Source organism: Pseudomonas avellanae BPIC 631 (assembly GCF_000444135.1).
GTDB lineage: Bacteria > Pseudomonadota > Gammaproteobacteria > Pseudomonadales > Pseudomonadaceae > Aquipseudomonas > Aquipseudomonas avellanae.
Map to the genome: position 1 here is coordinate 1 of NZ_ATDK01000028.1, position 530 is coordinate 530.

Consider the following 530-nt stretch of genomic DNA (forward strand, 5'->3'; position numbering starts at 1 on the left):
TTGCCAAATGTGTTGGAATGCAGCGTCATCACCCAACGCAGCGCATGTTGCGCCAAAGATACTTAAGATCATGAATTTCCTGCCCCTGCGGGAACTGATTCCCGAAATCGGCAACTAACAGCGCGGGCGCGTCAGCTACACGTGCGTTTTCGCGTTAAACAGGATAGGCATCGGACGCCGTGTTCTTTCAGCGTGTTGCATGAAGCGGCAGGTTGACAGGCCCGACGTACGGTTTTGCGTATGTAAAGGAGTTACACCATGGATCTGACCTTCGGCACCCCCCTCAGCCAGAGTGGCCGCCTGCTGCAACTCACCACGCCGCTGGGCGAGCATCAGCTTCAGGCCCTGCGTGTGCATGGGGTCGAACGCATCGGTCGCGTCCCCCGCTACACCCTCGACGTGGTGGTGCAGGACACCGAATACGATCCTGAAAAACTCATCGGCCAGCCGGTCAGTCTCGCCATTCTCTGCGATGACGGTTCTCCAGCGCAGCGCCATGGCCTTGTCGAGAGCGTGCGCTACTTGGGCAA

Annotated in this window: 1 pseudogene; it reads left to right on the plus strand. The window is 58.5% G+C overall.

Annotation, left to right across the window (positions count from 1 at the left end):
- Positions 1 to 258: 258 nt before the first annotated feature.
- Positions 259 to 530, plus strand: a pseudogene (locus DW49_RS1000000132725) (hypothetical protein); the annotation flags it as partial.